This window comes from Streptomyces sp. NPDC012825 (genome assembly GCF_042900925.1).
GTDB lineage: Bacteria > Actinomycetota > Actinomycetes > Streptomycetales > Streptomycetaceae > Streptomyces.
The window spans coordinates 103,520-127,347 of sequence record NZ_JBIBBZ010000012.1; the positions used below are offsets into that span (position 1 = coordinate 103,520).

The 23,828-nt window shown below is 72.8% G+C and carries 15 protein-coding genes; 3 read left to right on the plus strand and 12 right to left on the minus strand.

Features of this window, described 5'->3' with window-relative positions; all coding sequences use genetic code 11:
- Positions 1-68: 68 nt before the first annotated feature.
- The 8 genes from ACFY7E_RS23500 to ACFY7E_RS23535 form a co-directional block, all read right to left on the minus strand.
- The gene (locus ACFY7E_RS23500) at positions 69-944 is read right to left on the minus strand and encodes a carbohydrate ABC transporter permease (RefSeq protein ID WP_389487808.1); all 876 of its coding nucleotides are present in this window, start codon (positions 942-944) and stop codon (positions 69-71) included.
- Between the two features lie 15 nt (positions 945-959).
- A complete protein-coding gene (locus tag ACFY7E_RS23505; RefSeq protein WP_389487810.1) occupies positions 960-1,919 on the minus strand; it encodes a carbohydrate ABC transporter permease in 960 nt (319 codons plus the stop codon).
- Between the two features lie 122 nt (positions 1,920-2,041).
- Positions 2,042-3,460 carry an extracellular solute-binding protein gene (locus tag ACFY7E_RS23510; protein ID WP_389487812.1) on the minus strand — a complete coding sequence of 473 codons (1,419 nt, stop codon included), beginning with the start codon at positions 3,458-3,460 and terminating at the stop codon, positions 2,042-2,044.
- A gap of 317 nt (positions 3,461-3,777) precedes the next feature.
- Positions 3,778-8,037: a discoidin domain-containing protein gene (locus ACFY7E_RS23515; protein WP_389487814.1), complete on the minus strand. Its 4,260-nt coding sequence runs from the start codon at positions 8,035-8,037 to the stop codon at positions 3,778-3,780.
- Between the two features lie 328 nt (positions 8,038-8,365).
- Positions 8,366-11,740 (minus strand): CARDB domain-containing protein, encoded by a 3,375-nt coding sequence (locus ACFY7E_RS23520; RefSeq protein WP_389487816.1) that lies wholly within the window; start codon positions 11,738-11,740, stop codon positions 8,366-8,368.
- Positions 11,741-12,118: 378 nt separating this feature from the next.
- Positions 12,119-13,129 carry a LacI family DNA-binding transcriptional regulator gene (locus tag ACFY7E_RS23525; RefSeq protein WP_389487818.1) on the minus strand — a complete coding sequence of 337 codons (1,011 nt, stop codon included), beginning with the start codon at positions 13,127-13,129 and terminating at the stop codon, positions 12,119-12,121.
- Between the two features lie 90 nt (positions 13,130-13,219).
- Complete coding sequence (locus tag ACFY7E_RS23530; RefSeq protein ID WP_389487820.1) at positions 13,220-14,623, minus strand: uracil-xanthine permease family protein; 1,404 nt, start codon at positions 14,621-14,623, stop codon at positions 13,220-13,222.
- Entirely contained in the window at positions 14,620-15,744 is a 1,125-nt protein-coding gene (locus ACFY7E_RS23535) for an aryl-sulfate sulfotransferase (RefSeq protein ID WP_389487822.1), read from the minus strand. Before ACFY7E_RS23535 ends, ACFY7E_RS23530 begins: the two co-directional genes overlap by 4 nt.
- Positions 15,745-15,957: 213 nt before the next feature.
- Between ACFY7E_RS23535 and ACFY7E_RS23540 the strand changes: the two genes are divergently transcribed.
- Complete coding sequence (locus ACFY7E_RS23540; RefSeq protein ID WP_389487824.1) at positions 15,958-16,548, plus strand: helix-turn-helix domain-containing protein; 591 nt, start codon at positions 15,958-15,960, stop codon at positions 16,546-16,548.
- 20 nt (positions 16,549-16,568) lie between these two features.
- On the opposite strand, the gene ACFY7E_RS23545 is transcribed toward ACFY7E_RS23540, so the two are convergent.
- Both ACFY7E_RS23545 and ACFY7E_RS23550 read right to left on the minus strand, forming a co-directional pair.
- Entirely contained in the window at positions 16,569-18,731 is a 2,163-nt protein-coding gene (locus tag ACFY7E_RS23545) for a hypothetical protein (protein WP_389487826.1), read from the minus strand.
- A 292-nt stretch (positions 18,732-19,023) separates the two neighbouring features.
- On the minus strand, positions 19,024-19,677 hold the full coding sequence (locus ACFY7E_RS23550; RefSeq protein WP_389487828.1) for a fasciclin domain-containing protein: 654 nt from the start codon (positions 19,675-19,677) through the stop codon (positions 19,024-19,026).
- A 227-nt stretch (positions 19,678-19,904) separates the two neighbouring features.
- Here ACFY7E_RS23550 and ACFY7E_RS23555 point away from each other — a divergent pair, with 227 nt between their 5' ends.
- Positions 19,905-20,651 (plus strand): adenosylcobinamide amidohydrolase, encoded by a 747-nt coding sequence (locus ACFY7E_RS23555; RefSeq protein WP_389487830.1) that lies wholly within the window; start codon positions 19,905-19,907, stop codon positions 20,649-20,651.
- A 38-nt stretch (positions 20,652-20,689) separates the two neighbouring features.
- A complete protein-coding gene (locus tag ACFY7E_RS23560; RefSeq protein ID WP_389487832.1) occupies positions 20,690-21,850 on the plus strand; it encodes a MerR family transcriptional regulator in 1,161 nt (386 codons plus the stop codon).
- A 24-nt stretch (positions 21,851-21,874) separates the two neighbouring features.
- Here ACFY7E_RS23560 and ACFY7E_RS23565 read toward each other — a convergent pair whose 3' ends face one another.
- Together ACFY7E_RS23565 and ACFY7E_RS23570 are read right to left on the minus strand one after the other, a co-directional pair.
- Complete coding sequence (locus tag ACFY7E_RS23565) at positions 21,875-22,522, minus strand: alpha/beta fold hydrolase (protein ID WP_383439613.1); 648 nt, start codon at positions 22,520-22,522, stop codon at positions 21,875-21,877.
- Between the two features lie 348 nt (positions 22,523-22,870).
- Positions 22,871-23,545, minus strand: a complete 675-nt coding sequence (locus ACFY7E_RS23570; RefSeq protein WP_389487835.1) for a sigma-70 family RNA polymerase sigma factor — start codon at positions 23,543-23,545, stop codon at positions 22,871-22,873.
- Positions 23,546-23,828: the final 283 nt, after the last annotated feature.

Consider the following 23,828-nt stretch of genomic DNA (forward strand, 5'->3'; position numbering starts at 1 on the left):
GCGGCGGAGGGGCCGGCGGCGAAGGCTTATGGGGTGCGGGCTCGTGACGGGGCGGGGCTCGGGCCTGTTCAGCCCTTGAGGCCGCCGGCGGTGAGGCCGCTCATGATGTTCCGCTGGAAGACCAGGAAGATCAGCAGCGTGGGGACGGAGGCGATGGTGAGCGCGGCGATCAGCACGTTCACCGGGACTCCGTTGGAGAGCGAGTAGATGCCGACGTTGAGCGTCTGCTTGGACGGGTCGGGCAGGGTGAGCATGGGCCAGAGGAAGTCCTTCCACACCCCCACGACCGCGAAGATCGACACGACGCCGAGGATGGGGCGGGAGATCGGCAGGACGATCGACCACAGGACCCGCAGGGGCGAGGCCCCGTCCATCGAGGCGGCGTCGAGCAGTTCCTTGGGGATGGAGTCGAAGAACCGCTTCAGCAGGAAGATGTTGAAGGCGTTGGTGACGGCCGGCAGCCAGATGGCCCAGGGCGTGTTGAGCAGGTTGCGTTCGACGACGGGCACGTCGAGCACGGTGAGGTACTGGGGGACGACGAGGACGGTCGCCGGGATCATCAGGGTGGCGAGCATCATGCCGAGGATCGCCTTGCCGAACACGGGCCGCAGCTTGGAGAGGGAGTAGGCGGCGGCGACGTCGAGGACGAGCTGGAAGGCGAGGGCGCCGAAGGCGTAGTAGAGGGTGTTGAAGAGGAGGGTGGCGAGGTCCATGACCTCCCAGGCCCGTGAGTAGTTCCCGGGCTCGAAGGTGCCCGGGACCAGGGTGGGCGGGGTCTGGATGACCTCCTGGGCGTCCTTGAAGCCGCTGGACACGAGCCAGTAGAGGGGGCCGAGGAAGACCAGGGTGAAGAGGAGGACGACGGCGGTGAGGACGGTCCAGTAGAGGACCCTGCCGCGGGGCCTGGCGAGGACGGCCGGCGAGATGAGCGTGCGTGTGGACATGGCTGGTCTCCGGTCCTATTCGTCCTCGGCGCGGCTGAGCCTGACGTACACCGCCGAGAAACCGGCGAGCAGTACGAGCAGGAGCAGGCCGAGCGCCGCCGCGGCACCGTAGTTGTTGAAGTTGAAGGCGTACTGGTAGATGAGGTAGACGACGGTCGTGGTCGATCCCTCGGGGCCCGCGCCGCCGGTGAGCAGGAACGGCTCCACGAAGACCTGCATCGTGGCGATGACCTGCATGAGCGCCATCAGCGACAGGATGAGGCGGGTCTGCGGGATGGTGACGTGCCAGATCTTGCGCAGCAGGCCGGCGCCGTCGAGTTCGGCGGCCTCGTACAGTTCGCCGGGGATGGACTGGAGCGCGGCGAGGTAGATCAGGGTCGCGCCGCCCATGTTCATCCAGGTGGAGGCGATGACGACGGCGAACATCGAGAGGTCCGGGTCCTGGAGCCACTGCTGTTCGGGCAGCCCGACCGAGGTGAACAGTTCGTTGAGGAGCCCGTAGCCGGGGTCGTAGAGGTACTTGAAGAGGAGGACCGAGGCGACCGGCGGGAGCATGACGGGCAGGTAGACGAGGAGCCGGAGGTAGCCCTGGCCGTGGTGGAACTCGTTGACGACCACCGCGACGAGGAAGGGCACCGCGAAGCCGAGGACCAGCGCGAGCACGGTGAACAGGGCGGTGTTCCCCCACGCCTGCCAGAAGGCCGGGTCGTTGAGGACCGTGTTCAGGTTGTCGAGGCCGACCCAGGTGGTGCGGCCGTCCTCGGTCTTCTGGAAGGCGAGGAAGAACTCCCGCACCATCGGGTACCAGGAGAAGACGCCGAAGCACAGCACCGCGCCGATGAGGAAGCCGTGGGCGGTCAGATTGCGCCGGAGGCCCCGGGCGAACCGGCCGCCGGCCGGTGCGGGGGCCGCCTCTCGTGGCGGGGAGGGGCGGGGGGTGTCCGCCTTGCTCGGGGTCAGGCTGGGGGCCGACATCGTCTCTCCTCGGTGCTGTCTGCCGGTTTCGGGGCCCGGGGGCGCCGGGCGTACGGGCGGGCCGGTCGACGGGGACCGGCCCGTGGGCGGGGCGGGCACCCGCCCGCCCCGCCCGGACCCGCTCACTGGTTGGCGAGGACCTGGTCGACCTGCGCCTCGGCGGTGGAGAGGAGCTTGTCGACATCGGCGTCCTCGTTGGTGAGGACGGCGGACATGACGTTGTCGAGGACCTTGTAGACCTCCTGCGCCTTCGGCGGCTCGTTCTTGCCGGCGACCGGGTTGTCCATGAAGGTCTTGAAGTTGGCGACCGGCATGGTGGCGTGCTCCGCGCGGGCGGCGTCGTCCTTGGTCTTGGACTCGTTCAGCCAGAAGTTGGGCTGCGGGATGCCCACCGGGAGGCCGTCGGCCTTGGTGCGGGCCCAGTCGAACTGGCCCTTGCCGACGGTGAGGTTCTTGAAGTTGAGCCAGGCGATCGCGGCCTTGATCTTGTCGCCGGATACGCCCTTCTTGATCATGTAGTTGTTGCCGCCGGCGAGCGTGTTCTTGCCGCCGGGGATCGGGCCCATGCCGAAGTTCTCGTACTTGGCGCCGAGTTGCTGGACCATGTAGGCGATGTCGTCGGGAGCGGCGAGGAACATGCCGAGCTTGTCGGTGGCGATCTGCTTCTGGAGGTCGCCCCACTTGAGCAGCTGGGTCTTGCCCATGGAGTCGTCCTCCCAGCGCATGGCGTGGAGGTTCTTCACCACTTGGCGGCCCAGGTCGGTGTTGAACGCGGCCTTCTTGCCGCTCGCGTCCACGACGTCGCCGCCGAGGCTGTACATCTGGGCGGTGAAGTGCCAGCCGCCGGTGTTGCCCGCGCTGTACTCGCCGAATCCGGCGACACCGTTGCCCAGGCCGGCGATCTTCTTGGCGGCGGTGCGGACCTCGTCCCAGGTGCGCGGCGGGGCGTCGGGGTCCAGGCCGGCGTCCTTGAAGAGCTTGCGGTTGATCAGCAGGCCCATGGTGTAGTTGCTGGTGGGCAGGCCGTAGAGCTTGCCGTCCTGCTTGAGCGAGCCGAGGACGTTCGGGTCGATGTCCTTCAGGGCCGGGACGGACTTGTCGTCGACGTAGGCCGTGATGTCGGCGGCGCCGTCGTTGTCGAGGACCTGCGGCAGGTCGGTGAAGTACGTGTAGAACACGTCCGGCTGCGACTTGGCCTTGAGCATCGCGGTGAAGCGCGGGGGCTCCAGGCACTGGCCGGGGGTGGAGCGGCCCTCGATGGTGACGTTCGGGTACGTCTTGTTGAACTCGGCGACGTCCTCCTTCCACTCCTTCAGCTCGGCCGCCTTCGCCTTGGGCGGCATGCAGTCGATCGTGAGCGTCACCTTGGTCTTCGGGTCCAGCGGCGCCGTCGGGTCGGACGAACCGTTCTGCTGGGATCCGTCGCTGTTGTCGTCGTTGCTGCTGCTCGTGCCGCAGGCGGCGAGCGCGGTCAGCGACAGGGTGGAGACGAGGGTGATCGCGGCGGCACGACGGCTGCGACGGAACCGGGCAGTTCTCATGAGTGGACCCCTTCGGGCATGAACGAGGAGGAGCGGCGCGTGAGGTGGAGGTCCCCGCCGCCGATGGCTTGGCGGGGTGCGGCACACTCAACCACCACCAACAAGTGAACGCAATATCTCGCGCTGATTTCGCAATTGCACGACAGTAAGGCGTAATCGAAACGTGACCGGCGCGTACCTGGTCGACAGGAAACGGAGGTGATCAAGGGCGCGCGAAGGCGCGCCGGAGTGTCCCGCGGCGTCGCGGCCGGCCCGGGTCCCCTCCGGGGCCCGGGCCGGCCTCCGTCACGCGCGGGAGACGGCGGGAGGCGGCGGGATCACGGGTTGACGTTGATCTTGAAGGTGGTGGTGTTGTTGCGGATGTCGACGGCGTTGCCGTTCATCCGCAGCCCGTTGAAGGTCACCTCGCCGACAGCGGGGCCCTGCCCCGACTCCGGCATCTCGTTGGCCCACACGCCGAAACCGGACTTGGCGTCCCAGGCGTCGCCGCTCTTGCGGGCCCCGGTGACGGAGATGTCCGTGAGGACGGTGTCCTTGATCGGGAACTGCGGCTGTCCGCCCACGTAGTTCGTCTGGAACATGATGCCGCTGTAGGTGGGGTCGACGATGTCGACGCTGTTCACCCGGATGCCCTGGAAGACCTTGGAGGCGGAGAAGAGCCATATCCCGGGGAAGGTCTGGTTGCCCCAGAAGTGGCCGCCCGCCCGGACGATCGAGATGTTCTCCAGGGTCGTCGGCTCGGTGCCGAAGCCGTTCATGGCGTAGCCGAAGTCCAGCGAGGAGACGGTCACACCGGAGTAGACCAGGGTGTCGGCGATGTGGATGTTGCGGAAGGTGTTGGCGTAGCCGCCGTAGACGGCGAGGCCCGCGGCGCGCCAGGTGAGCGTGCTGGTGAGGTTCTCGTAGACGTTGTTCTTCATGTCGGCGCCGCCGGCGTCGATCGCGGAGAACAGCGCGAAGCTGTCGTCGCCGGTGGCCCGGGCGTCGTTGTTGACGACGTGGTTGTCCGTGGAGCCGTTGGTCATGTTGACGCCGTCGGCGAACATGTTGCGGATCCGGGAGTTCTTGATGGTGATCCGGTCCGCGTTGGCGCCCCAGTAGAGGCACACCATGTGCTCGTTCCAGATGTCGTCGATCACGATGTCGGTGACGTTCGCGAAGTCGAAGACCTTGCCGGGGCCGTCGATGCGCGAGGTGTAGTTGCCGAAGTAGGCGAAGCCCTTGAACAGCGAGCCCTTCGCCGCCGCCTCGGCGCGGAAGCCGACGTCGGTGTTGTCCTGGGTCGAGGGCGCGTGGAACCTCGTGTACCAGGGCCCGGCGCCGACGACCTGCACGGCCTTGCCGTACACCTGGAACTTGCTGGACGTCTGGTAGTCGCCGGGCGGCAGGTAGACGCCGGTGAGCTTGCCGGTGGTGTCCATGCGGACCCGGTCGAGGGCGTTCTGCACGTCCTGGTGGGTGAAGCCGGCCGGGACGGTGTACGCGGCCGGGTCCGGGTTCGCGACCGGGGCGACCTGCTCCAGGTCGACGAAGTCGATCGCGTAGTGGGCGGCGGTGTTGGCGGCGTCCTTCTGGAGCCGGATCCTGCTGCCGGCCTGGACCGTCTCGCCGAGGAGCAGGTGCGCCTCGTCGTAGATGTGGCGCGGGGCGCCGGAGCCCGGGGAGTTGCCGGGCGCGGTCTCGGAGCCGTACAGCCAGGCGTACTTCGAGGTCAGCGGAAGCGCCTTCTTGAAGACGCCGTCGACGTAGACGTTGATCGTGGAGTCGAGGCCGCCGCCGCCCGCGGAGTCCGGGATGGAGAAGCGGGTGACCAGGGTGTTGGTGGCGGCGCGGGCGGTGAACTCGACGTACTCCCCCGTCGCGTCCAGGTCGACGGCCTTGCGGCCGGAGGCCTCGCCCGCGAGGTCGCCGACGGTGCGGTTGGGCCCGACGACGGTGGCGCCGCCGCCCGTGGTGCCGTCCTCCGCCTCGTACGTGGTGTACGGCATGTTGGCGCCGCGTCCGACGAAGAGCGGCTGGGCGGCGGTGTTGTTGGCGCGCTTGACCGGGAGTTCGCCGGCGTCGTCGGCGAGGACCGTCCGCACCGTGTACGAGCCGTTGGCGGCGGTCCACGGGCCGAGGGTCACCACGGTCGAGGCGCCGGCGGCGAGGCTGCCGCTGTACGAGCCGGTCAGGGTCTTGACCGTGGCGCCCTGCTTGTCGAGCAGGTTCAGGGTGACGCCGTGCGCGCCCGCCGAGGTGGCCTGGTTGCCCTGGTTCCGCACCGTCGCCCGGAAGGAGACGGTGTCACCGGCGGACGGGCTGGACGGGGTGGTCGTGACCGCGGTGGTGACCACGTCGGGGCTGGCGACGGGCTTGACCACGAGCGGGGTGGGGCTGGTGTGGGTGTTGTTGGACTCGTTCTGCTCGATGACCGCGTTCGCCTCGTCGGCGACCGCGCTCAGCTCGTACGAGCCGGCCTCCCGCGCGCCGATGGAGGCGCTGACGGTGGTCTGGGCCCCGGCGGCCAGGGCGCCGACCTGGACGGTGGCGACCTTGGTGCCGCCCAGGCGCAGTGCGACGGTGCTGGCCGGGGCGGCGGCCGGGCCGCTGTTGCGGACGGTGGCGGCGACCGTGATCTGGTCCGACTCGACCGGGGCGGCCGGCGTCGTGGTCAGGCCGGTCACCTCCAGGTCCGGGTTGGGCGCGGGCACGCCCACGACCTGGAACTCGGCGAGCTGGCCCGCCGAGGAGCCGGTGTTCGCGGTGAACTTGAGCTGGACGTCGGCGACGCGGGCGGTGACCGGGACGGTCACGGTGTTCCCGGCGGCCGGGTCGAAGGTGTAGCTCTTGGCGGCGACCAGGCTCGTGAGGCCCGAGGCGCTCTGCTCGCGTCCGAGGACCTCGACGGTCTGGCTGCGCGCGGCCCAGGCGGTGGCCGGGTCGAGCTTCAGGACGAGCCGGTCGAGGTCGGCGTTGGAGCCGAGCCTGACGGTGAGGGTGTTCGGGTAGCTGCCGCCCGCGCCCTCCCAGTAGGTGCTGGTGCTGTTGTCGTTGGCGTTCGCCGCGACGAAGCTGTGGACCGTGGAGGAGGCGCTGATCGGCTTGCCGACGGCCAGGTTGGAGCCCGTGGCGCCGCTGCCGTTGCGGGTGACGGTGTTGCTGTTGGCGGACTGGTTGCCGGCCGCGTCCTTGGCCCGGACGTGGTAGGTGACGGTCTGGTTGACCGGACGGCTGTCCGTGTACGTGGTGACGTTGCCCGCCACGCTCGTCAGGAGCGCGTTGTTGGCGTAGACGTCGTAGCCGGTCACGCCGGTGTTGTCGGCCGAGGCGCCCCAGGTCAGCCTCACCTGGCCGGAGGTCGCCTCGGTGAACGCCAGGTTCGCCGGGGCCGTCGGGGCCTGGGTGTCGCCGGTGTCGCCCTGCCGGGTGACGGCGTTGCTGTTGGCGGACTGGTTGCCGGCCGCGTCCTTGGCCCGGACGTAGTACGTGACCGTCTGGCCGGCCGGACGGTTGTCGGTGAAGGTGGTGACGTTCCCGGCGACGCTGCTGAGCAGGGTGCCGTTGGCGTAGACGTCGTAGCCGGTGACGGCGGTGTTGTCCGTGGCGGCGGTCCAGGTGAGCCGCACCTGGCCGGTCGCGGGCTCGGTGAAGGCCAGGTTCGCCGGGGCCGTGGGCGCCTGCGTGTCCCCGGTGGCCGGTCCGTAGACCTCCAGCTCGGAGAGCTGGGCCGCCGGCTGCACGGTGTTCGCCGTGACCAGGACCCGGACGTAACGCGCCGTCGTCTCGCCGAACGGGATCGTCACGGAGTTCTGGCCGGAGGGGGCGAACTCGTACGCCTTCGAGGTCGTGAGGTCGGTGAAGTCCGTGCCGTTCGCGCTGCTCTGGACCTTCAGGGTCTGGCTGCGCGCGCCCCAGCCGTCGGGCAGCCGCAGCACGACCCGGTCGACGCGGACGGAGGAGCCGAGGTCGGCCCGCAGCCACTGGGGCAGCTCGTTGTTGCGGCTCTCCCAGTAGGTGGCCTTGTTGCCGTCGTTGGCGTTGCCCGCCGCGTACACCTCGGTGTGGCTGCTCGCGGTCAGGGTCCTGCCCGCGGCGAGGTTGGCGGAGGTGCCGTCGGCGGCGTGCACTTCGAGCTCGGAGAGCTGGGCCGCCTGCCAGCCGGTGTTGGCGGTGATGTCGACGCGTACGAAGCGGGCCTGGGCGGCCGGGAAGCCCACCGTGACGGTGTTCCCGGCGCCCGGGCTGAAGGTGTAGGTGGCCGAGCTCTTCAGGGTGGAGAAGCTGGTCCCGTCGGCGCTGCCCTGGACGGACAGCGTCTGGTTGCGGCCCTCCCAGCCCGCCGGGAGCTTCAGGACGACCTCGTCGACGCGGGTGCTCGTGCCGAGGTCGGTCTGCACCCACTGCGGCAGGCTCGATCCGGAGCTCTGCCAGTACGTGCCCTGGTTGCCGTCGGTGACGTTCGCGGCGCCGTACTCCGGCAGCGCGCTGCCGGCCGCCGCGGGATCGCCCAGGGCGATGTTGGGGCCCCCGGCGGCCCGGGCGGTCATGAGGGGACCTCCCAGCGCAAGGAGGCTCGTCGCGATCACGGCGCTCATGCCCCGTGATCTCCAGCTGTGGAGTTTCATCTGTCCTCGATCTCGGCCCCGCATGCGATGGCTGCGTGGCGCGGCTCGTCGGGTTGGACTCTGGCTCGCAGATGTCGCCTGTTTGCTGCGAGCGGTGAGAGAGTTGCAGACAATTGCCAAGGCGTCTACATCCGGCGGAGACGTGCTTCCTCCGTCCCGTCGTGGCCGTACGAGGGCATGCCGAAGGCCCCGCGCACAAGGGGCTGCGGGGTCGACGGGAAGCACGGGAGGGGCGGGGGTCCGGCCGCCGCCGTGGCCGGACCCCCTCGTCACGGCGCCTCGGGCGCCGCCGGCGGTGTTACGGGTTGTTGATGACGAACTGGGATCCGGGCTCGACCAGGACGTTGCCCTGGGCCGAGTTGGTGATCGTCACGTTCGACAGGGTGGCGCTGCCGCGGGCGCCGCTCATCGCGAGGATGCCGGAGCCGTTGTTCGACTTGTCGATGCGGACGTTGGTGATCTTCACGTTCGGCATCTCGCCGCCACCGGTCTTGAACTGGATGCCGTCGTAGGTGGAGTCGACGATGTCCGTGTCCTTGATGGTGACGCCCGGGATGGGCTGGCCCTGCGCGAACAGGGTGATGGCGCCGAACTCCTGGTCCTCGTTCCAGAACGCGCCGCCCGTGCGGTACAGGGCGTTGTTGGAGATGAGGGTCTGCCCGGAGAAGGGCAGCGGGTCGTGGTCGGTCGCCAGCATGATGCCGGGGTAGTTCATGGTGTCGGCGATGATGTTGTTCTCGATGGTGTTGCCGAACCCGCCGTAGACCGCGATGCCGTTGGCCCGCCAGGGCAGTTGGATCGTGTTGTTGCGGAAGTGGTTGTTGGAGCCGATGTCCACCGAGGTGTCCTTGACGTACTTGCTGGCCCAGACGGCCAGCGCGTCGTCGCCGTTGTTGCGGAAGGAGGAGTTGAAGACGGTGGAGTTGCGGGTGCCGTTGGCGAAGTTGATGCCGTCGGCGTAGGTGTTGCGGATCCGCATGCCCGAGAACTCGACGCCGTCACCGGGCCCCCACAGCTCGGGGATGTTGGTGTAGTCGCGGCCGGCCCAGACGCCGACGTTGGCGTGCTCGATCCAGACGTTGTTGATCTTCGTGTTCTTGCCGAAGCGGCCGTTGAGGCCGACGCCGCCCTCCTCGTTGGCGTTGTTGCCGCGGATGGTGCCGGAGCCGAAGATCGCGATGTCGGAGATCTGCGTGTTGTGGTCGATGTCGAAGCCGAAGTTGCCCTCGTGCGGGTGGTTGATGCCGCCCGCCAGGTGCGGCGGGGTGAGGGTGTAGAGCTGGGAGTGCCACATGCCGGCGCCGCGGATGGTCACGTCGCGGATGCCGACGGTGTTGTAGATCCCGCGGTTCAGCGGGTCGTCGGTCAGGATCTTCTGCTCCTGGCGCCACTGGCCCGCCGGGATCCACACGCAGGAGATCTGGCCGTTCTGGTCGGCGGTCACCGCGCGCTGGATCGCGTCGGTGTCGTCGAGGCCGTCGTTGGGCACCGCGCCGTAGTTGGTGATCGAGACGCAGCCGGCCGGCTGGGAGGCCGGGGGCGCGACCTGCTCCAGGTCGATCAGGTCGATGATGTAGAAGGAGGCGGTGTCGCCCGCGTCCCGCTGGAGCCGGAACTTGGTGCCGGCCGGGTAGGACTGGGCCAGCAGGGCGTTGGACTCGTCGAACAGGCGGCGGGCGTCGGTGCCCGGGGTGTTGCTGAGCCCCTCCGGGTCGTCGGTGGTGCCGTAGAGCCAGCTGTGCTTGGAGGAGAGCGTCAGCTTCCGTACGAACTGGCCGTCGGCGTACAGGCTCAGCGTGGCCTCCCGCCCGCCGCCGGCGGCTGCGTCCGGGATCGAGTTGCGCACGACGAGGGAGTTGGCGGCGTTGGTGGAGGTGAACTCCACGTACTCACCGGTGGAGTTGAGCCGGACCGACTTGCGGCCGGAGGACTCGGTGGCGAAGTTGGTGTGGCCGAAGGTGCGCGTGGCGTCGGCGGTGAGCAGGGTGCCCTGGTAGCGGGCGTCCTCCGCCTCGTACTCCGTGTAGGGCACGGCGGCACCGCGGCCGACGACCAGGGAGCGGCTGAAGACGTTGTTGTTCTCGTTGGTCTCGGCCACGACCGCGGTGGCGTCGGCCGTCGCGGTGAGGGTGACGCCTCCGCTCGCGGCGGTCCAGGTGCCGGAGAGCGGCACGGTGACCGACTGTCCGGCGGCGACCGCCGGGGTGGAGCCGTTCAGGGTGCTGGTTCCCGCGGTGAGGCGGGTGACGCTGCCGGCGGCGACGCCGGCGGTGCCCCGGTTCTGGACCGTGGCCGTGAAGGAGACCTGCGCGCCGACCGCCGGGGAGGACGGGTTCGGCGTGATCGCGGTGACCGTCAGGTCGGGTCCGGGCGCCTGGCCGACGACCAGTCTGGTGGCACCGGTCCGGCTGTTGTTGGTGTCGTCCTGCTCCACGACGCCGTTCGCCGGGTCGACGACGGCGGACACGGTGTAGCTGCCCATCGCCTTCCTGCCGACGGGGATCCTGACGGTCGTGGAGGCACCCGCCGCGAGCGCGCCGACCTGCGCGCTGCCCGCCACGGCGCCTTCGAGGCTCACGTCGACGGAGGTGGCCGGCGAGGCGGCGGTCCCGGCGTTGCGGACGGTGGCGCTGACCTCGACGGGGTCCGTCTCCGAGGGGGAGGAGGGGGTCCACGCGAGGTCGGTGACGGTGAGGTCCGGGTTCGGGGCGGCGGCGCCCACCACCTCGAACTCGGCGACCTGCGCGCCGGGAGCACCGCTGTTGGCGAAGAACCTGAGCTGTACGTCGGCGTAGCGGCCGGTCACCGGGACGGTGATCGTGTTGTCGCCGGAGGACGGGCTGAACCGGTAGTCGGCACGGGCCTTGAGGGTGGTGAAGCCGGACGCGGACTGCTCGCGGCCGAGCACCTCGACGGCCTGGGTGCGCGGGCCCCACGCCGGGTCGGGGTTGAGCTTGATCCGGACCGCCTCGACGTCGGCATTGGCACCGAGCCTGGCGGTCAGGGTCGCGGGGAAGCCGGCCGACTCCCAGTAGGTGCCGGTGTTCCCGTCGTTGGCGTTGGCCGCCACGTACGACTGGGTGACCGACGAGGCCTCGATCGGCTTGCCGCGCGCCAGGTTGGTGCCGTTGGGCGGCGGGTCGACCGGACCGCCGCCGTCGTCCTCGCCGAAGACCTCCAGCTCGGACAGCTGGGCGGCGTTCCAGCCGGTGTTGGCGGCCACCTGCACGCGGACGTAGCGGGCCGTGGTCGCGGTGACGGGGATGCTGACCGTGTTGGCGGCGGCCGGGTCGAAGGTGCGGGCCCCCGATCCGGAGAGCGCGGTGAAGGAGGTGCCGTTCGTGCTGCCGAGCACGCTCAGGGTCTGGACGCGCGAGCCCCAGGAGGCGGGCAGCTTCAGCGCGACCCGGTCGACCTCGGCACTGGCCCCCAGGTCGACCTGCACCCACTGCGGGAACGAGCCGTTGGGGCCCTCCCAGTAGGACGCCTGGCTTCCGTCCGTGACGTTGCCGGCGGCGTAGCCGCCGTTCGTGCCGCCCGCGGTCGCGGGCTTTCCCAGGGCGAGGTTGGGGCCCTCGGCGGCGTGGGCGGGGGCGGGGAGCGTCCCCACGCCTATCAGCCCCGCCATCACCGAGCCGACGATCACTCGCCGCCCGTGGTTTCTCAGTCGCATGAAGTCCTCTTGATTCCTCACCCGGGCGACCGGCCGCGACGCGCCCCGCCGACGGCCCGAACAGCACCGGGGAGGGACGACGGGCCGGAAGCGCATGCACCGGGCGAACGTCGACAGGGCCCTCGCACAGCACCTTCCATGTCCGACGAGGGAACATTCGAGTGTGGGCGAGACTTTTTGAGCTGCTCAGTCAATCTTTTGCGATGACCGGGTGACAGGTTTCCGTCAGGTCACCGCTTTGTCAACGGCACCGACACAACTGGCCGGTGGGAGGGCTCGGCGGCCACGGGGGCGGACGGGGGGGCGGCGGGGCCTCCCCGTGTCCGGGCGCGCGAAAAAGGGCCAGACCATCAGGTCTGGCCCTCGGGCGGGGGCGGATCAGGTGCCGGACGGCGGCGCGGTCGAGCCCCGCACCACGAGCTCCGGCTCGAAGAGCAGCTCGCCGGGGTGCGCCTGCGTCCCCTGGATCTGGGCGCACAGGAGGTCGACGGCGGCGCGCCCCATGGCCTCGATCGGCTGCCGCACCGTCGACAGCGGCGGCTCGGTGCAGTTCATAAAGGCCGAGTCGTCGAAGCCGAGCACGGACACGTCGGTGGGAACGGTGAGTCCGCGCCTGCGGGCGGCCCTGATGGCACCCAGGGCCAGCGGGTCGCTCGCGCAGATGACCCCGGTCACCCCCCGGTCCCACAGCCGGCCCGCGGCCGCCTGTCCCCCTTCGAGCGAGAACATCGAGCGCTCCACGAACTCCTCCGCCAGCTCCGTCCCGGCCGCCGTGGCGGCCGTCCGCGCCGCGGTCAGCTTCCGGCGCGAGGGGATGTGGTCCTCGGGGCCGAGGACCAGGCCGATGCGTTCGTGTCCCAGCGAGGAGAGGTGGCGCCAGGCCTGCTCCACGGCGGCGATGTCGTCACAGGAGACGCACGGGAAGTCGAGCTCCTCGATGGGCGCGTTGACGAGGACGACGGGGATGTTGCGCTCCGCCAACTGCCGGTAGTGCTCGTGCGGCGCGTCGGCCTGCGCGAAGAGACCTCCGGCGAAGATCACCCCGGAGACCTGCTGCTGGAGGAGGAGGTCGACGTAATCGGCCTCGGAGACCCCGCCCTTGGTCTGCGTGCAGAGCACCGGCGTGAGGCCCTGCTGCGCGAGGGAACCGCCGATGACCTCGGCGAAGGCCGGGAAGATGGGGTTCTGCAGCTCCGGCAGGACCAGGCCCACCAGCCGGGCCCGCTCTCCGCGCAGCTGCGTGGGGCGCTCGTAGCCGAGGACGTCCAGTGCGCTGAGCACGGACTGGCGGGTGGCCTCCGAGACCCCCGGCTTGCCGTTGAGGACTCGGCTGACCGTGGCCTCGCTGACTCCCACTTTTTTCGCCACCAGAGCAAGTCGTCGCGTCACGAACGCAACTCTAGCGCAAAGAGAGTCAGGAAGTTACATGTTTCTTGCCATGATTGCAGCGCGACATGCACTCCTCCGAGACGGGTTCCGTCATTCGGGGGCACGGGGTTCCGGCTCCCCCGTCTTCGCGCGAACCGGTCGCGACGGCCCGTCCCGCCCCTCGGAGCCGCTCTCGCGCCGGCCCTCGAACCGGCCGAGGAGGGCGGTCAGGAGGACGGCGGTCAGGGTGCCGGCGACGACGCCGCTGCCCAGGATCGTGCGGGCCCAGCCGGGGAAGCCGTCGTACAGGCCCGGGGTAAGGAGCGGGAGCAGACCGGCCGCGAGGGCCAGGGCGGCGGTCATGGAGCTCGTACCGGCGCCGGAGAGGTCGGCGCGGCGGAGCATCTCGACGCCCATCACGGCGATCACCGCGTAGACGACGAGCGAGGAGCCGCCGACGACCGCCTCCGGGATGCCGGCGAGGGCGCGGGAGACGGGGGTCGCCAGGCCGATGCCGACGAGGAGCGCCCCGGCCGCGGCGGTGACGAAGCGGCTGCGGACCCCGGTGAGCCGGCCGATGCCGATGTTCTCGGCGCTGGTCACCATCAGGGACGTGCCGAACAGGCCGCCCACGAGGGAGACGAGGGCGTCGGCGCGGGCGACGCGGGGGACGTCCTTGCCGGGGTCGGGGACCCGGCCGACGGTCTCGCTGTTCAGCACGGTCTGGCCGGTGATCTCGGCCAGGGTGGTGAGGCTGAAGACGAGCAGCGGGAGGGCGGCGAGGACGTCGAACCGCGGTGTGCCGTACGGCAGGAGGGCGGGCAGCGAGAAGCCGCTGCCGGGCGCGGGCGTGAAGCTGCCGAGGCCGGTGACGACGGCGAGCAGGACGCCGCTCGCCATGCCGGTGAGGATCGCGGTCTGCCGCCAGACCCCGCGCAGCAGGACGTACGCGCCGACGGTGGCGGCGACGGTGAGGCCCGCCAGGAGGACGGCGCGGGGTTCGCCCGCGCCGTCGGGTCCGGTGACGAGCCGGGCGGCGACCCGGATCATCGCGATGCCGATGAGCAGGACGGTGACGCCCATGACGAGCGGCGGGAAGAGCCGGACCACGCGCGCGTAGAGCGGGAGTACGGCGATGAGCAGCGCCGCCGCGAGGAGGACGGAGCCGGCGGCGGTGGGCGTGCCGTGGTCCTGGGCGATCTGGAGGAAGAGGGCGGTGGCGGCACCGCCGGGCAGCATGACGAACGGCAGCCGGGCACCGATCCGCCACACGCCGAGGGACTGGAGCAGGGCGCCCGCCCCGCACAGCACCAGGACGGCGCTGAGCAGCGAGGCCGTCGCGCCGGGCGCGAGGCGCAGGGTGCCGGCGGTGAGGAAGACGGTGGAGACGGGCGCGGCGATCATCGCCAGGACGTGCTGCGCGGCGAGCGGCAGGAGCCGGCGCGCCGGGACGCGGACGTCGACCGGGGCGACGTCGGACGCGGCGGGCTGCGCGGGAGCGGCGGTCGGGGTCACGAGCCGGCCCCCAGCCACGGGATGTCGGCGGCCGCGTAGCGGTAGGCGCGGAAGACGGCGTTGGGCTCGGACGGGAAGAGGCCGCGGACCTCGTCCTCCCGGTATCCGGCGAAGTGCGGGACGACGTACTCCCAGCACAGGTAGCCGTCCTTCGTCACCTCGAAGAGCCGGCCGGACGGGGAGTCGGTGACGAGGGTGTTGCCGTTGGGGAGCCGCTGCGCGGAGCCCATGAACGGGGCGAAGAAGAACTCGCGGGCCGGGTCGTGGTACTCCCACGCGATCTCGCCGCTCTCCCGGTCGATCTCGACGACGCGGGAGTACGGGACGTCGTGGTGCGGCCGGAAGACGCCGTTGTCGAAGACGAGGAACCGGCCGTCGTCGAGCTCGGTCGGGGCGTGCTGCTGGCTGGTGGTGCCGGGGGCGCTGCGCCACAGGATCTCGCCGGTCTCGCGGCTGATGACGACGACGGCCGAGACGCTGCGCAGGCTGGCGAGGACGTTGCCGTCGCGGAGCGGGGTGACGCTGTTGATCAGGGGCCAGTGCTCGCGGGCGTACGCCTCGTGCAGCGGGTACGCGTCGCGGTCGAGGTGCTCGGACGCGTTCCAGGACCAGAGGAGTTCGCCGTCGGGGCCGATCTCCCGGATGGTGTCGGCCCAGACGGTGCCGCCGTCGGCCTCGGAGCCGGGCACCCCGCCGCGTACGGCCTCGGCGTCGGCGCCCCGGAGCGGTTCGAGGCCGGTGTAGAGGATCCGGCCGTCGTCGAGGTGATGGGCGTCGTGGTGCTGGAGGGGGTCGCGGTGCTCGCGCAGCACCGTGCCGTCGGGGGCCGCGTGGAGCATGACGCCGCCCCGGTACTTGTGCCACATCGGGAACAGGGCGTCCTCGCCGGGCAGGACGCCGTTGTAGGCGAGGGTGCCGTCGGTGAGGAGACGGGCGTGGCGGCCGGGGCGGTACGGCAGGTCCCACCGGTGGACGGTCTCGCCGCGCAGGTCGACGAGGTACACCTCGCCGCTGCCGGTGAGCGGGGCGTAGAGGGTGTGGCCGTCGTAGGCGGCGGTCTCGTCCAGGGCGAGGAGACCGGTCGGCCGTCGGCGGCGGGAGTTCTGGTCGATCGTGGGCATGGCGGCGCTCCTGCGTTCCGGATCGGCTGCGGGGCTCCTTCGTCAAACTTTCTTTGACTGGAGCAACTGCCTTTGAAACTAGAGGCGTCATGTGACGGGCGTGTGTCGGGAGTGCTAAACCGTGCCCGGGTCCCGTCACGGCGGCCGCGTAGGGTGCCGGGAGCGGCGAGGATCGCGGCGGACACCACCGGGCGGAGAGGGACGGGGACGACGATGGGGGCGAGCGCGCCGCGCGGAGGAGAGAAGCGGGACGGAGAGGGGGGCGCGCCCCGGGTGGGCGCGGCCGTGCGCCGTCGGCGGCGGTCCCTCGACCTCACCCTGGCCGGGGTGGCGGAGCGCAGCGGGCTCTCCTCGCCCTTCCTCAGCCAGATCGAGAACGACCGGGCCCGCCCGAGCATGCGGTCGCTCCAGCGGATCGCCGACGCGCTCGACACGACCGCCGTGCAGCTGCTGGCCGCCTCGGACGAGTCCCGCACGGTGGACGTCGTCCGCGCCGACGACGACAGCGGTCTGCGGGACGGCGCGCGGGTGCGGCCGGTGGTCCGGGGCCGCCACCAGGTGCACGCCCTGGAGTTCACCGGCGAGCACGACGCGGACCGCGAGTTCCTGCACCGCAACGACGAGCTGCTGTACGTCGCGGACGGCGCGGTGGAGGTCGAGGCGGAGGGCCGGGTCCACCGCCTCGGACGCGGGGACACCCTGCTGATGTCCGGCGGGGTGCGCCACCGCTGGCGGACCGTCGGGCCCGGCGCGCGCGTCCTGGTGGTGGCGGTCGCCGACCACGTGGAGGTCCTGGAACCCTGACGCGGCCGGCGACCGGGAGCTCACGGAGAGCCGGTGGGTCCTGGAGAGCCGGTGAGCCCCGGAGAGCCGGTGGGTCCCGGAGAGCCGGTGAGCCCCGGGAGCTCCGAGCCGTCGGTCAGCCGGCCCGTGAGTCGTACCGGCCCTTCGGTGGTGGCCCTGGCCGCCAGGAGCGGGCCGCGCGCGGTGGCGGTGACGGCTCCCCCGGCGGTGACGCCGGTCAGCCGGCGGCTGCCGGCCGCGAGCAGGTACCGGGTGCCCGAGCGGGCCGTCCAGTACGTGCCCGCGAGGACGTCCTGGCCGAAGCGGCTGCACGCCGCCGTGTCCCGAAGCCCCGCCACGGTCCGGGGCGCGGGGCCGCCGGGCGCCTCGAAGGAGACGGTCGCCCGGCCGCTCCCCTCCCAGGTGTCCGCGCGGGAGCAGACCCACAGGGCCCGGCCCGCCCGCTCGGGCAGGGGCTGTTCGGCGTACTCCCAGCGGTTGACCGACCGGACCCCGGTGCCGCGCAGCGCCGCCAGGGAGCAGGCCGAACGCTCCCAGGCCGCGAGCCCGCGCGCGCCGGTCGCCTCGCGCGGCGCGCGGGCCGGGGCGTCCGCGCCCGGCGGAGGCGTCCACGTGAGGTGCGCGGGGGTGGGCTCCCCGAGGTCCACGAGGAGGAAGGCGTGGTCCTCGACGATCCGGGGCGAGGAGCGGAGCTGGAGCGCGGTCACGCCCGCGCACGCGCCGGGCGCGCGCCCCGGCGGGCCCGCCGCCGCCGGGACGTACGAGGCGTCGTACGGGACGGGTCCGGTCACGCCGTCCGGAGCGACGTCCAGGGGGCGGGCGGGGGTGCCGGGCGCGCCGAGGTCCCGTACCCCGGCCTCGGCGATCCAGGGCGCGAGGAGGTACCGCGCCCGTCCGGCGGTGCGGGTGAGGGCCACGGCGGCGCCGGTGGTGACGTCGGCGTCGTCGGCCCGCGCGAGGTCGAGGGCGGCGGGCCCGCGTCCGTCGCGGGGTTCGGCGTACCGGGCGAGTCGGCGTCCGTCGTGCAGGAGCACGACCGCCGTGCCGTCGACCGTGCCCGCGTAGAGGAGCCGGGGCGGTTCGGCGGGCGGTGCGGTGGACGTGCCCGGTGTGGTGGTCGGCCGGACTCCGCGCGCGGCGCCCCGGGTCCAGGTGTCCAGGGCCCGCCGGAGCAGGGCCGTGTCCCCGGTCCCGGCGCCGCGCGCGGGCCAGGCGGTGAGGTCGACGCGCGAGGTGTCGGCCCAGCGGTCGGCGGGCGTGCGCGGGAGCGCGGCGGGGTCGAAGGCCCGGGCGGGGGCGGACGGGGAGGCGACCGGTTCCGGTTCCGTCCCGGCGCGGATCCCGGCGGTGACGGCGACGCCCGCCGTGACGAGCAGCACCGCACCGGTGAGGGCGGCGAGCCGGGTGTGCCGACGGCGGCGCAGGAGGTCGGTGGGGCGGGTGTGGACGGTGCACGGGTCGAACTCGGCGCTGCGGAGGAGCGTCTCGACGTCGGTGCCGGACGCCGAGCCGATCCGTTCGGCGGCGCGGAGGGCGGCGGCGGGGTCCGTGACGTCCGCCGAGGCGAGGAGCCGGGCGGTCGCGTCGGCGGGGAGGCCTTCGAGGGTCCGCAGGGCGAGCGCGGCCCGTGTCTCGGGGGCGGCTTCGGCCAGGGCGCGGTCGAGGGCGAGTTCGTCGGTTCCCCCGGCCCGGGGGAAGAGCCGCAGACCGAGGACGAGGGGCAGCCGGACCGGGAAGCGGCGTGTGAGGCGGCGCGGCGGGCGGAGTGCGGCGCGGACGACGGTCGCCCGCAGCCACGCGTGCGCGGGGCGCTCGCCGGCGCGTTGGCCGGGCAGGGGGGACCCGGCGGGTGGTGTCTCGGGCCGGAGGGTTCCGGTCCGGGGGGCTCCGGGGCGAGGAGTTCCGATCCGGGGCTTTTCCGGGCGAGACCTCTCGGACCGGGGCTTCTCCGGCCGGAGCTTCTCGGGCCCTGCTCGGCCGGTCGCCTCCGCCAGGGAGTTCTGGACGAGGGCGTGGGCGGTGAGGACGCGGCGGTGTCTGCCGAGCGAGGGCGGCAGGACGAGGTAGGCGAGCCGTACGAGCGCGGGGTAGTGCTCGACGAGCGCGGCCTCGGCGGCCTCGCGGGCGGGGCGGTGGGCGGATCCGGATATGGCGGCGCCGGGGACGGCGTGACGTGAGGGCATGCCCGGCAAACGAGTCCGGCGGGCCGGCGTCACTCCGTCCGCGTGGCGGGTCCACGCCTCCGGCACGGGTCCGGGAGCGGGGCACGGGAACGGGGCCACCGGCCCCCTAATTCCGGTGGCCCCGCGCAGGGGTGCCCTTCGGGTGTGCGGCACGCGGGACCCGGTCCCGTGCGGACCGGAGCCGTGCGGACCGGATTCGTGCGGACCGGTCCCGTGCGGACCGGAGCCGTTCGAGCCGGTCCCGTCCCGTCCGTCCCGCGGCCGCTCCCGCCGCGGGACCCGCGCCCGTCGCCTACTTGGGCATGAGGACGGTGTCGACGATGTAGACCGTGGCGTTGGCCGTGGGGACGTTGCCGCAGACGACCTTCGAGGAGTCGTTGACCGTGTACTCCTCGCCCGAGCCCTTCGTGGTGATCATGCCCTTCTGGAGGGTCTCGAAGGAGCCGTTCTCCAGCTGCTTCGGGGCCAGCTTCTCCCCCACCACGTGGTACGTGAGGACCTTGGTGAGCATGTCCTTGTCGGCCAGGACCTTGTCCAGGTCGGCCTTCGGGATCTTCGCGAAGGCGTCGTTGGTGGGCGCGAACACGGTGATGTTCTGGGCGTTGTTGAGGGTGTCGACCAGGCCGGCCTTCTTGACGGCGGTCACCAGGGTGGACAGGGCCGGGTTGTTCGAGGCGGCCGTGGCCACGGGGTCCTTCGCCATGCCGTCGAACGAACCGGCGCCCTCCTTGGGCACGCCGGCACAGGCCGGACCGAACGGACCGTCGGGGGTCATCTCCGAGTCGGCGGGGGCCGAGGAGTTCTCCGCGGCGGCGGAGCTGGAGGCCGGGGCCCCGGCGCCGGACGCCTCGTCCTTGCCGGAGTCCGAGCAGGCCGCCAGGGAGAAGGGCAGGACGGCCGCGGCGGCGACGGCGACGGCGGTGCGGCGGATACGGGAAGTGGTCATGGGAGAAAACCTCTTTGGTCCGGATGCGTAGACAACTGCGCACGTATATGGGGAGATGGCACTGCCTCCCGGTGAGGAGGGCGGTGGTCCGTCCGGGCCGTCCGCGGCGAATCGTTCGCTTCCGGCCCTGCTGTCACGAGTCATTCGGCGCCGGCCGCCGATCGGATGGGTCCCAAAAAAGCTTTCACCCGTTCGAGTGAGAAAAGGGCCGCGCGTTAGGGTGTGGGGTGCTTCCCCGGACCCTCCCCGCCCGCCCGTCCCTCGCCGACGCCGCCCTCCTCGCCCACACGGAACAGGGGCGGGAGTGGCCGCTCCTCGTCTGGGTCCCGGGGCCGGGCGTGCGGATGGTGTCGAGCGCGGTGCTCGGCGGGGGCATCGGCGCGCGGGAGTGGGTGGTCAACGCCCAGGTGCCGCCCGGTTACGACCGGCTCGACCCCGTCGCCCACCTCCGTGAACTCGCCTCGGGCGCCGGGCTGTCCGGTCCGGGCGTGGGCCTCATGACGGCGGCCTCGGTCGCGGACCGGCGCCACGCGGTGGACGGCGGCGCGCACGCCGTGGTCACGGCCGGGATCGGGGTACGGGGCTGGGCCGCCGCCCCGGGCGTCGGCGGGGTCGCGGTCCCGCGTCCCGGGACGATCAACATCGTCGTGTCGCTGCCGGTGCCCCTGACGGACGCGGCCCTCGTGAACGCCGTGGCCACCGCCACCGAGGCGAAGACGCAGGCCCTGGTCGAGCTGGGCGCCGACGCCTCCGGCACACCGACGGACGCCGTCTGCGTGGCCGCGCCCTTCCCCGGCGGGGAGGGGGCGGAACCGTTCGCCGGACCGACGGAGCCGTTCGCCGAGCCGTTCGCCGAGCCGTTCGCCGGGCCCCGCTCGCTCTGGGGCGCGCGGCTCGCCCGCGCCGTGCACCGGGCGACCCGGGAGGCCTGCGCGGGACTGCTGGCCGCCGAACGCACCGGATCCGTCGCCTGAGCCGTACTCGCATCGGTTGTGCGTCGTAACCTGGTCCCATGACCGAATCGGCGACGTACGGCCTCACCACCGGAACGGTGGCGCGGCGCCTCGGGGTGTCCCCGACCACCCTGCGCTCGTGGGACCGGCGGTACGGGATGGGCCCCGCCGCCCGCCAGGACGGACGGCACCGGCGCTGGGCCCCGGAGGACGTCTCGATGCTGGAGGAGATGTGCCGGCTGACGGCCTCGGGCGCCCCTCCGGCCGAGGCGGCGCGGATCGCGCGGGCCGCCAGGACCGGGGCGGAGGACCCCGGCGCGGCTCCCGGCGGGGCTCCGGGGACGCGGGCCCGGTCCACGGAGCCGGAGCCGTACCCCGACCGTCCGGAAGGGCCGTACCCCGGCGGCCGCGAAGGAGCGCACGGGAACCGCCCCGAAGGACCGCGCCGGAGCCGTCCCGAGGAGCGGCACCGTGACCACTCCGAGGAGCCGCACCGGGACCGGCCCGAAGCGCCGGGGCCGGCCCGGCAGCCCGGGTCCGGCAACGGGCTTCCGCTCGGGGACGTGCGGCGGGAGTGCCGGGGGCTCGCGCGGGCCGCCGTGCGGCTCGACGGCCCCGCCCTGGACGTCCTGCTCCGGGACGCCGTCGCGGACCACGGGCTCGTCACCGCCTGGGAGGAGGTGATGGCCCCGACCCTGCACGCGGTGGGGCGCAAGTGGGAGTCGTCCGGGGACCGTTACGTCGAGGTGGAGCACCTGCTGTCCTGGCACGTGTCGACCGCGCTCCGGCAGGTCGCGCCCGCCGGACACGGCTCCGTGGCCGACGTGCCGCCGGTGCTCCTGGCCTGTGTGCCCGGCGAGCAGCACACCCTGCCGCTGGAGGCGCTGGCGGCGGGGCTCTCCGAGCGCGGTCTGCCGACCCGGATGTTCGGCGCGGCCGTCCCCGCCGAGGCGCTCGACGCCGCCGTGCGGCGCATGGGCCCGGCCGCGGTCGTGCTCTGGTCGCAGGCACGCTCCACCGCGAACCACGCCCTCGCCCGGCACGTCGCCGGGAGCTCGTTCGGCGTGAAGGGGGCGCGGACGCGTCCGCTCCTCCTCCTGGCCGGCCCCGGCTGGGCGGGCCGGGGCCCGGGGCAGGGGATGCTGCGCCCGGGCGGCCTGCGGGAGGCACTCGACGCGCTCTCCCAGCACGCGGGGGTACGGGCCGCTCCCCCGGTGTGACGGGGCCCGGAGACCTCGTGGCCCTCAGCCGTGCGACAGCAGCGCCGCCGTGAGTTCGGCCGCCCTGCGGTGCCAGAGGTCCGCGCCCCGGAGCATGGCGTGGCCGCCGATCCGCATCGGGATGCCCACCGCGTCGGCTCCCGCCGCCCTGGCCCTGCGGACGAAGTCCCAGGACTCGCGGGCGGAGGTGACGCGGTCGGTCTCGTCGTGGAGCAGGTAGAGGCGCCGGCCGCCGAGGTGCTCGACGGGCTCGCCGGACGGGCACCAGGGCGCGAGGGCCACGACCCCGCGCACGGCCGGGTCGCCGGCGGCGCGGAGGGCGGCGCGGCCGCCCATGGAGTGGCCGAGGAGGACGACGGGCACGGGCCCGATCCGCTCCCGGAGGGCGTCCAGGGCGGTCTCGGCGTCCCGTGCGGCGTCGGCGCGCGCTCCGTTCCAGCCCCGGTGGCGGTAGCGGACCTCGGCGACGAGGACGCTCCGGCCCCGGACGGCACGGGTCACGGCGGCGGCGAAGGGGCGCATCCGCAGCGCGGGGAGGTTGAGGGCGGGCGGCGGTTCGGGCCCGTCGGCGCGGCCGCCGTGGAGGAGCAGGACGGCCGCGGTGGGCGCGGCGGGGGCGCTGCGGACGAGGAGGGCGCCGGTCTCGGCGCGCCGGGTACGGCAGACGTTCACCGCGCGGCCGTCCCGTCCGCGCGGTGGGGCGCGGGCCGGGGGGAGAACCCGCTCGCGCGGGCCTTGTGGGCCGCGTGTCCGGGGCGCTGCGCCATAGGGGCCTCCAGAAGTCGCTTGCCGCTTCCCGGGACGAGCGGTCCGCTCGTGACGAGGGGAAGGCGACCGTGAGGCCCGCAGTCTGCCAGGTCCCACGGGGTGTCAGGTACGGGCCCCACCGGAAGGGGCGGTCGCCGGGGCGTTTCGGACGCCGGACGGGCGGCCGTCCGGAGCGGGCCGGGCCCGGCCCGCGGCCTCCGTACGGGGCGGGGTTGGGGCGGGGCATAGAACGTCAGGTCCTCCGGAGCGCGTTCACGCCGTGGCCATCCTGCCGGTGGCCGTCTCGGCGACGGCGAGGCTGCGGCGCATCCGCTGGAGGCCCCGGCGCGCGTGGCTCTTGACGGTGCCGAGGGGCAGGCCCGTCCGGTGGGCGATCTGCGTCTGCGTCAGGTCCCCGAAGAACGCGAGGGCCAGGACGTCGCGCTGGACGCGCGGCAGGCGGGCGAGTTCGCGGGTGACCACGATCCGGTCGAGGACGTGGTCGGGCCCCTCCCCGGTGCCGTCGGACGGGGGCAGGACGGCTCCGGCGGCGACGACGAGGTCGAGCCTGCGGGTGCGGGCGGTGAGGGCGTCGGCGATCTTCCGCCGGGTGATGCCGACGAGCCAGGCGGGTACGGAGCCGCGCTCGGGGCGGTATCCGGCGCGGCCGCGCCAGGCGGCGAGGAAGACCTGCTGGGTGACGTCCTCCGCCTCGCGCGGGTCGCCCAGGGCGCGGGAGGCCAGGGTGTGCACGAGGCGCGCCCAGCGGTGGTGGGCGAGGACGAGGCAGTGTTCGTCGCCCCGGACGAGCCCCCGGCCGACCTCCGCGTCGGTGAGCGCGGCGGGGAGGGTCGCTCCGCCGTCCGGGCGGGGGTCCGCGGGACGGTCGGAGGCGGCCGGCTCGTTCGCGGAGGCGGGGTCGCGGACGGCTGTACGGGCTGCGTTCATGGCGAAGCTCCTCCTCGCTGGGGCTCCGTGCCCCCGGCTCACCCAGCCTCCGGCCGGGGGGCGAGGTGGAACAACTCGCATCGTTTGTGCGTCGTCTTCCCGCTTCCGGCGCGTCGTTCCCGGCCCAGGGCCTGTCCGGTGGGTCAGGGTCGGGTAGGACGCGGCGTCTGGTGCATGGGGTCTCCCCAGGCCCGCAAGGGCCTGGGGGAAGCATCGCAAGGCGCCGGAGCGGCCCGATAGCGGAGCTGTCGGGACGTTTCGGCAACGCGGCGAGGTGCCGTGC